Source organism: Dietzia sp. SYD-A1 (genome assembly GCF_015356725.1).
Taxonomy (GTDB): domain Bacteria; phylum Actinomycetota; class Actinomycetes; order Mycobacteriales; family Mycobacteriaceae; genus Dietzia.
This window is the reverse complement of record NZ_JADDKI010000367.1, coordinates 1-6,992: the sequence shown is the minus strand read 5'-3', so window position 1 is coordinate 6,992 and position 6,992 is coordinate 1. Positions and strand designations below refer to the sequence as shown.

Genomic DNA, 6,992 nt, shown 5'->3' with positions numbered 1-6,992 from the left:
CCGCGAGGCGATCGCCCCGTCGGAGGCGGAGGACCGCGGTACGTTCCTGGCGGGCACACCGTCGACCTCACGGAACGACCCACTCCACCCCTCGATCTCCGACCGGTAGGCGTCGTCACCCGCGTGGATCCGCGCCGCGGCGTGGACGGCGCCGGCCAGCGCCGACGACACCTCGAGTCGTTCGAGCACGACCCCCTCCCGCGCGGCCCGCACTGTCAACGGGGCGAAGACGTGCTCGGGCACGGGGTAGGAACTGAACCGCCGGCGATCCGAGCGGCGCTGCAGCATCGACGCGGCCAGGTGCCGGTTCTCGATCGTCGGCGGGGTCGGTGTCATGCGCAGAACCGCCAGGAGGTCCGCATCCCCGTCGTCGGGGAAGCGCTCCACGGTCGTGGCCCACCCGACGGCCGCCAGCGCGACCCGCATGTGGTGCAACATCATGCCGCAGCTCAGGTAGATCCCGCGCCGGTCGGGGTCCGAGCTGGGCAGATGGCGGCGTCGGTCGGCACGTAGATGGAGCAGCGGGCCGTCCAGGCTCCACAGCCAGGGCTGCGAGTTGTGCAGCGACGGGGCGCGGGAGGCGAGTCCGGCGGCACGGAGGATCGACGAGGGTGCAGGGGCCGTGGTGGCCGACGAGCGAGGCGAACCGGTCATCACCTCACTGTCCACCGGATGAGTGGCCGCGACCAGGGACCAACGGCACGACCCGGATGACCTACGACCCGCCGCGCCCGTCGATGATCCGGGCGGCGAAGACAGCGGCCTGGGTGCGACGCTCCATCCCGAGCTTGGCCAGAAGCCTGGAGACGTAGTTCTTCACCGTCTTCTCGGCGAGACACATCCGCGCCGCGATCTGCTTGTTGGTCAGCCCTTCACCCAAGTGGGTGAGCAGTCTCTGTTCCTGCGTGGTCAGATTCGCGAGGGGTCCCGCATCGTCCTCCCGACGCCGACGCAGGCGATCCATGAGCACGCCGGCCGCCCGGTTGTCCAACGTCGATGCGCCCCGCCCCACGTCGGCGACGGCCTTGGCCAGTTCCATACCGGTGATGTCCTTGACCACGTACCCGCTCGCCCCGGCCATGATCGCGTCCAGCATCAACTGGTCATGGGTGTACGAGGTCAGGATCAGGCAGCGCAGCCCCTCCACCTGTGCCAGGAGGTCACGACACAGCTCGATGCCGTCCCCGTCGGGCAGCTGGATGTCGAGCACGGCGACATCCGGCCGCAGGGCGGGTATCCGGGCCAGTGCCTGCGCACATGTGCCCGCCTCTCCGATGACGGACAGCGCAGGGTCGGCGTCCAGGAGCTCGATGAGACCGCGGCGGACGATCTCATGGTCGTCGACGAGGAAAACCGTGGTCATCGCGGGCGCCTCCAGGGGCGGGTGATGGTGTGGGGCCAGTGTACGAGCGCCCGGAGACCGAAGAGCCGGCATGAGGGGAACGAAGCCCGTCGTGCGAGGGCCGTCCCCCGGGTCGAAAAGGTACGTACGTCGAGCGCTCTGCGTCCTAGTATTCGGGAATGACCGCCGAGTCGGGGAGCGCGAACGATCGCCCACCGGTCGCCGGGGCACCACGGGACAGCAGGGACGCGCTCGTCGACGCGATGCTCGCGATCACCTCGGACCTCGGGCTCGAGACGACCCTCCGTTCCATCGTGCGATCCGCGATGGATCTCCTCGACGCGCGCTACGGCGCGCTGGGGGTGCTCGGCGAAGACCAGACCCTGTCCGACTTCCTCTTCGAGGGGATCGACGAGGAGACGAGGCAGAGGATCGGCCGACGTCCGAACGGTGACGGAGTGTTGGGACTGCTGATCGCGCAGCCGGAGGTGGTCCGACTGCGTGACCTCCGCCGGCATCCCGCCGCGGTCGGCTTCCCCTCCCACCATCCGACGATGACCACGTTCCTCGGCGCGCCGATCCGGGTGCGGGGCTCGCTCTACGGGAATCTCTACCTCGCCGGGAAGAACCGGGGCGAGCACTTCACCGAGGACGACGAGACGGTCATCCGCTCGCTCGCGGCGGCGGCGGGAATCGCGATCGACAACGCTCGCAACCACGAGAACGCCCAGACGCGCCTCAGGTGGATCGAGGCCGCCCGTGATGTCCGCACCGAACTCCTCGCCGGTGTCGGCGACCGCGAGGTGCTGGCTCTGATCACCAGGAGGGTTCTGGGTCTCGCGAACGCCGACCTCGTCTTTGTCGCGCGTCCGGACGATCCCGAACGCCCCCCGCACATGGTGGAGCATCTCGTCGTCTCGGTCGCGTCCGGGACCGGGGCGGACCGATTCGAGGGGGTGTCGCTTCCCGTGGCGGGGTCGACGACCGGGGCGGCATTCGTGTCACGGCAGCCCTCGCGTGGTCACTGGCTCGACCGCGCGGTCACGCCTACCGTTCGCGACGGGTTCGGCCCGGTACTGGCGGCGCCGATGCGCGCGTTCGACGCCACCACCGGCGTTCTCGTGGCAGTGCGCGCGGACGGACGGCCCGCCTTCACCCGGGACGACGTCGAGATGACCGCCCACTTCGCGGACCAGGCTGCGCTCGCCCTCCACCTGGAGGCCTCCGCCACCCGCGCCCGGCAGATGGAGGTCCTCGCCGAACGGGAGCGCATCGCGCGGGACCTGCACGATCACGTGATCCAGCACATTTTCGCCGCGGGCCTGAGCTTGCAGGGGACGCTCCAGCGCACCCGGTCCCCCGATGTCCGTGAACGGCTGACGAGGACCATCGACACCCTCCAGGACATCGTGCAGAAGATCCGCACGACGATCTTCGACCTCCACACCGAGGACACGCAGACGACCCGCCTGAGGCAGCGCATCCACGAGGTGATCGACCAACAACTCGGGGACTCCTCCCTGTGCACACGCGTCCGCATCTCCGGGCCCCTGTCCGTGGTGGGCCCGCGCACCGCCGAACACGTCGTCGCGGTGCTACGTGAGTCGGTGACCAACGTCGTCCGCCACGCACGGGCCGAGTCCATGACGGTCACCGTGGGGATCGGGGACGACATCGTGGTGGAGGTGGCCGACGACGGGGTCGGTCTGGAGGAGTCGACCGACCGGAGCGGACTGGCCAACCTCAGGCGACGCGCCGACGACCTCGGTGGCACGTTCGCCACGTCGACGCACGCCGGGGGAACGGTGATCCGATGGTCGGTGCCACGTCGGTGACGACCTCGTCGTCGTCACCCACCGGGCCTGTCCCTCCCGGGCCATCTCGAGACCACCCCCGACCCGCATTCCATTGTGCTAGTCCCACACGAGGCGGATGATGAGGATCGAGTGATAAGTCCAGGTGGGGCACGTCAGAAGCGACGAGCGCTCGCCGATGCTCGAGCAGGGAGGCACACGACCATGCGCACACTGATCGTCTTTGAATCGATGTACGGCTGCACCCACGACATCGCCGATGCGATCGCACGCGGAGTCGGACAGGTGGGTGACGTGACGACTGTCCCCGTCTCGCACGCCGGTGACGAGGACACCTCGGCCTACGACCTGGTGATCGTGGGCGGCCCCACCCACGTCCACGGGATGAGCCGCGAGTCGACCCGGCAGGGCGCGGTCGAGGCCGCCGACCGACCGGACAGCACGCTGACGGTCGAGCCCGACGCGGCCGGCCCGGGGATCCGGGACTGGCTCGGGGGACTTCCCCGGAGCGAGGGCGCCGCGGCGGCGTTCGACACCCGCGTCGACAAGCCCGCGATCCTCACCGGGCGGGCATCCAAGGGGATCTCGAAGAAGCTGGCGAGCCTGGGGTTCAGCCTCGTCGCCGAGCCCGAGAGCTTCCTGGTCACGTCCGAGACCGAGCTGATCCAAGGCGAAGACGCCCGCGCAGAGCAGTGGGGGCAGAGGGTGGCCGCGCGGCTCCAGTGACCCAGCGCTTCGCCGGCGGCGTCGGAGGAGCACACCCCCGGCACTGCTCGCATGGTGTGGAGACCGGGGGTTGACGTTATTGGCAGACTCGGTGGATGCAGAGCAACCGAGACAGGGTGATCACCCCTGCACAGGCGTTCAGGCTCGGCTTCTCGCCTCTGGGGTGTGTCGCCGTTCTGCTGCCGATGATCCCCAACGTTCTCTGGGTGCTCCTCCCCCCGGTCTCCTCCCCGATGACGGCGGACACGCCCTTTCCGCCGTGGGTCCATGTGATCGGGCTCGTCTGCCAGTCGGTGATGATCGCCCTGCTCATACTGGTCATCAACACGAGACGACGATCCACACCGGGCACCGCGGTCGTCGGCCTCATCGGTGCTCTGGCCCTGCTCGGTTACCTGGTGTTGTGGGTGTTGTACTTTCTCACGCCGATCACGCCGACCATTCTTGTGATGATGGCGATTCTGCCCTCGGTCTACTTCCTCTGCGTGGGGTTGTACCTGCAGAACTATCCCTCGCTCGTCCCGGCAGCTCTTTTCGCGTCCATCCACATTTCGGACACCGCGATGAGCTACCTCTAGACCGCCCTGTATCAGCGCTGCACGCGCACGGCATCACCGGCGATGCGGAAAGCTGCACGGTCAACGCCGTCCTGATGAGGTCAACCGGGCGGCTCCGACATGCTGCTGGTGCGCGACGACTACCCGCCGTCCCGCCTGGATCACGGGCCGGAAGAGTCTCCCCCATGGGAACCGGCGGTCACCCCCTCCCCTCACTCTCCCCCGAACCACGCCCGACTGAGCTCGGCGTACCTGCCGTCCGAGTGCAGCAGCTCGTCATGAGTCCCGGATTCCACGATCCGGCCGTGCTCCATCACCAGGATCCGGTCCGCGGCCGCGGCCTGGCTCAGCCGGTGCGCCACCACCAGTCCCGCCCGGCCCCGCAGCACTGCGGCGGCCGCGGAGTCGAGGCGACGAGCCCCGGCGGAGCCGGCCTCGGCGGTGGCCTCGTCGAGGATCACCACGTCCGGGTCGGCCAGCTCCACGCGCGCCAGGGCGATCATCTGGGCCTGCATCGGGTCGAGCGGGTGCCCACCCTCACCGATCACGGTGTCGATGCCGTCGGGCAGGTCGTCCACCCAGTCGGCCCCCACGGTCTGCAGGGCCGCGCGCACCTCGGCCAGGCCGGCCTCGGGGCGGGGCGCCCGGACGTTCTCGACGACCGACGTCGCGAAGGAGTGCACCTCCTGGGAGACCATGGTGATGTGCTGACGCAGGGCGAGCGGGTCGACCTCGGCCAGCGACACCCCGCCCATCCGCGCGGTCCCGCGGGTGGGGACCACGGACCCGGCGGCCACCAAGGCCAGGGTGCTCTTGCCCGCGCCGGTCGAGCCGACCACGGCAACCACCTCACCCGGCGCGACGGTCAGATCGACGTCGACCAGGGCCGGTGCCCCCTCGCCGTACGAGTGCCCGACGCCGGCCAACTCGAGGACGCCGGGCCGGTCGCCGGGTTGGTCGGTGACGGGCCCGAGCGTGGCCGTGCGGTCGGGCACGGGCATGGTGATCACCCCGACCATCCGGACCAGCGAGGCGCCGGCGGACTGGACCTGGTCGACCATCCCCACCAACGCGCCGATCGGGTTGAACAACCGGTGGAACAGCAGCGCGGCGGTGGTCACGGCGCCGGCGGTGAGGGTGCCGGAGTCCACCAGGACGAACCCCACGACCAGCAGCAGCCCGAGGACCGTGACCTCGGCGCGGTTGTTGCGACTGAAGGCGCGGGTGACAAAGGAGAACACCCGGATGGACAGGTCGCGCGCTCGGGCCGAGGCCGCGGTGATCCGGTCGAGCTCGGAGTCCTGGGCATCGTAGGCGTGTAGGGTCCGGGACCCGGTGATGCCGCCGAGGAGCCGGCTCGCGCGGGTGCCGAAGGCTGCCCGCTCCGCCGCGTAGATGGGTCCGGACCGGGGCAGGTACCAGCGCAGCGTGGTCCAGTACATGGGCAGCGCGACCAGCCCGACCAGCCCGAGCCGCCAGTCGACCGCTGCCAGGCCGACCCCCGATACGATCACGGTGAACAGGGACTGCACCACCAGCGGGACGACGGCGGTGGCGGCCTGGCTGATCTCGCGGGCGTCCTCGGCCACGCGGGAGACCAGGTCGCCGGTCTCGGTGGTCTCCATCTGCGCGGCGCCCAGTCGCAGGGAGCGGTCCATCACCATCTCGCGCAGCCGAGCCACCGTGGGCTCGGTCAACCGGGCGAGCCACGCCTGCCCGGCCCAGGCGCAGCCGGCGCCCACGATGCCGGCGGCAGCGATCGCCCCCGCGCCCACCCACACCGCGGTGTAGTCCTCGCTCCCGGGCAGGACGTCGACCAGCCAGCCGATCACCCACGGCGCCACCAATCCCGCGACGGACGCGACCAGGCCGGTCAGGCACACCAGGATCAGGTAGAGGCGGCGTTCCTTCAGAAGCGGCCACAGCACGGCCAGGGACTCGCGGCCGCTGGCCAGCGGAAGGGTCCCGGTGGTGACCAGGGCCCCGGGGCTGTCCGGGGTGGTGGTGTCGGCGTGCGTGCCGGTATCGGTGCCGCTCATCGGTCGACCGCCGCCCGGTAGGACGCGGAGGTCTCGCGCAGCTCGAGATGGGTGCCCGAGTTCGCCTCGCCGCTCCGCGGGAGGTGGACCACCCGGTCGGCGGTCGCGAGGAACGGCGGCGAGGAGGTGACGATCAGCGTCGCCTGCCACGGCCGGCTCGAGCGCAACCGGCGCACGGCCTGCGCGATCTCCCACTCGGTCACCGCGTCCACGGCGCTGGTCGGGTCGTGCAGCACCAGCACATCCGGGTCGGCGTGCAGGGCGCGGGCCAGCGCGATCCGCTGACGCTGCCCGCCGGAGAGGTTGCGTCCCCCCTCCTGGACCACGTGGTCCAGCCCGTCAGGGAGGTGCTCGACGATCTCCGCGACGGCCGAGGCGGCGAGGACCTCATCGGAAATCGGGGTGTCGTCGTCGTCCAGGGTCTTCTCACCCGGGGCGTCGTGGCGCATCGCGATGTTGGATCGGATGGTGCCGACGAACAGGTCGACGCGGTGGGGGGCGACGACGACGTGGT

The 6,992-nt window shown here is 70.4% G+C and carries 6 protein-coding genes and 1 pseudogene; 3 read left to right on the top strand and 4 right to left on the bottom strand.

Going from position 1 to position 6,992, the window contains the following annotated elements:
• Both IY392_RS13920 and IY392_RS13915 read right to left on the bottom strand, forming a co-directional pair.
• Positions 1–654 (bottom strand): annotated as a pseudogene (locus IY392_RS13920) (NAD(P)H nitroreductase); the annotation flags it as partial.
• A 61-nt stretch (positions 655–715) separates the two neighbouring features.
• Positions 716–1,363 carry a response regulator transcription factor gene (locus IY392_RS13915; RefSeq protein ID WP_107756902.1) on the bottom strand — a complete coding sequence of 216 codons (648 nt, stop codon included), beginning with the start codon at positions 1,361–1,363 and terminating at the stop codon, positions 716–718.
• A gap of 158 nt (positions 1,364–1,521) precedes the next feature.
• Between IY392_RS13915 and IY392_RS13910 the strand changes: the two genes are divergently transcribed.
• The 3 genes from IY392_RS13910 to IY392_RS13900 all read left to right on the top strand — a co-directional run bounded on the left by IY392_RS13910 (position 1,522) and on the right by IY392_RS13900 (position 4,460).
• Positions 1,522–3,177 (top strand): GAF domain-containing sensor histidine kinase, encoded by a 1,656-nt coding sequence (locus IY392_RS13910; protein ID WP_194861532.1) that lies wholly within the window; start codon positions 1,522–1,524, stop codon positions 3,175–3,177.
• A 183-nt stretch (positions 3,178–3,360) separates the two neighbouring features.
• Positions 3,361–3,882 (top strand): flavodoxin domain-containing protein, encoded by a 522-nt coding sequence (locus tag IY392_RS13905; protein ID WP_182613050.1) that lies wholly within the window; start codon positions 3,361–3,363, stop codon positions 3,880–3,882.
• Between the two features lie 95 nt (positions 3,883–3,977).
• Positions 3,978–4,460, top strand: a complete 483-nt coding sequence (locus IY392_RS13900) for a hypothetical protein (RefSeq protein ID WP_194861531.1) — start codon at positions 3,978–3,980, stop codon at positions 4,458–4,460.
• A 191-nt stretch (positions 4,461–4,651) separates the two neighbouring features.
• Here the strand turns inward: IY392_RS13900 and IY392_RS13895 are convergent, their stop codons facing one another.
• Together IY392_RS13895 and IY392_RS19505 are read right to left on the bottom strand one after the other, a co-directional pair.
• A complete protein-coding gene (locus IY392_RS13895) occupies positions 4,652–6,478 on the bottom strand; it encodes an ABC transporter ATP-binding protein (RefSeq protein ID WP_194861530.1) in 1,827 nt (608 codons plus the stop codon).
• On the bottom strand, positions 6,475–6,992 hold a 518-nt coding region (locus tag IY392_RS19505), incomplete at its 5' end, for an ABC transporter ATP-binding protein (protein WP_194861529.1). The genes IY392_RS13895 and IY392_RS19505, both read right to left, overlap by 4 nt.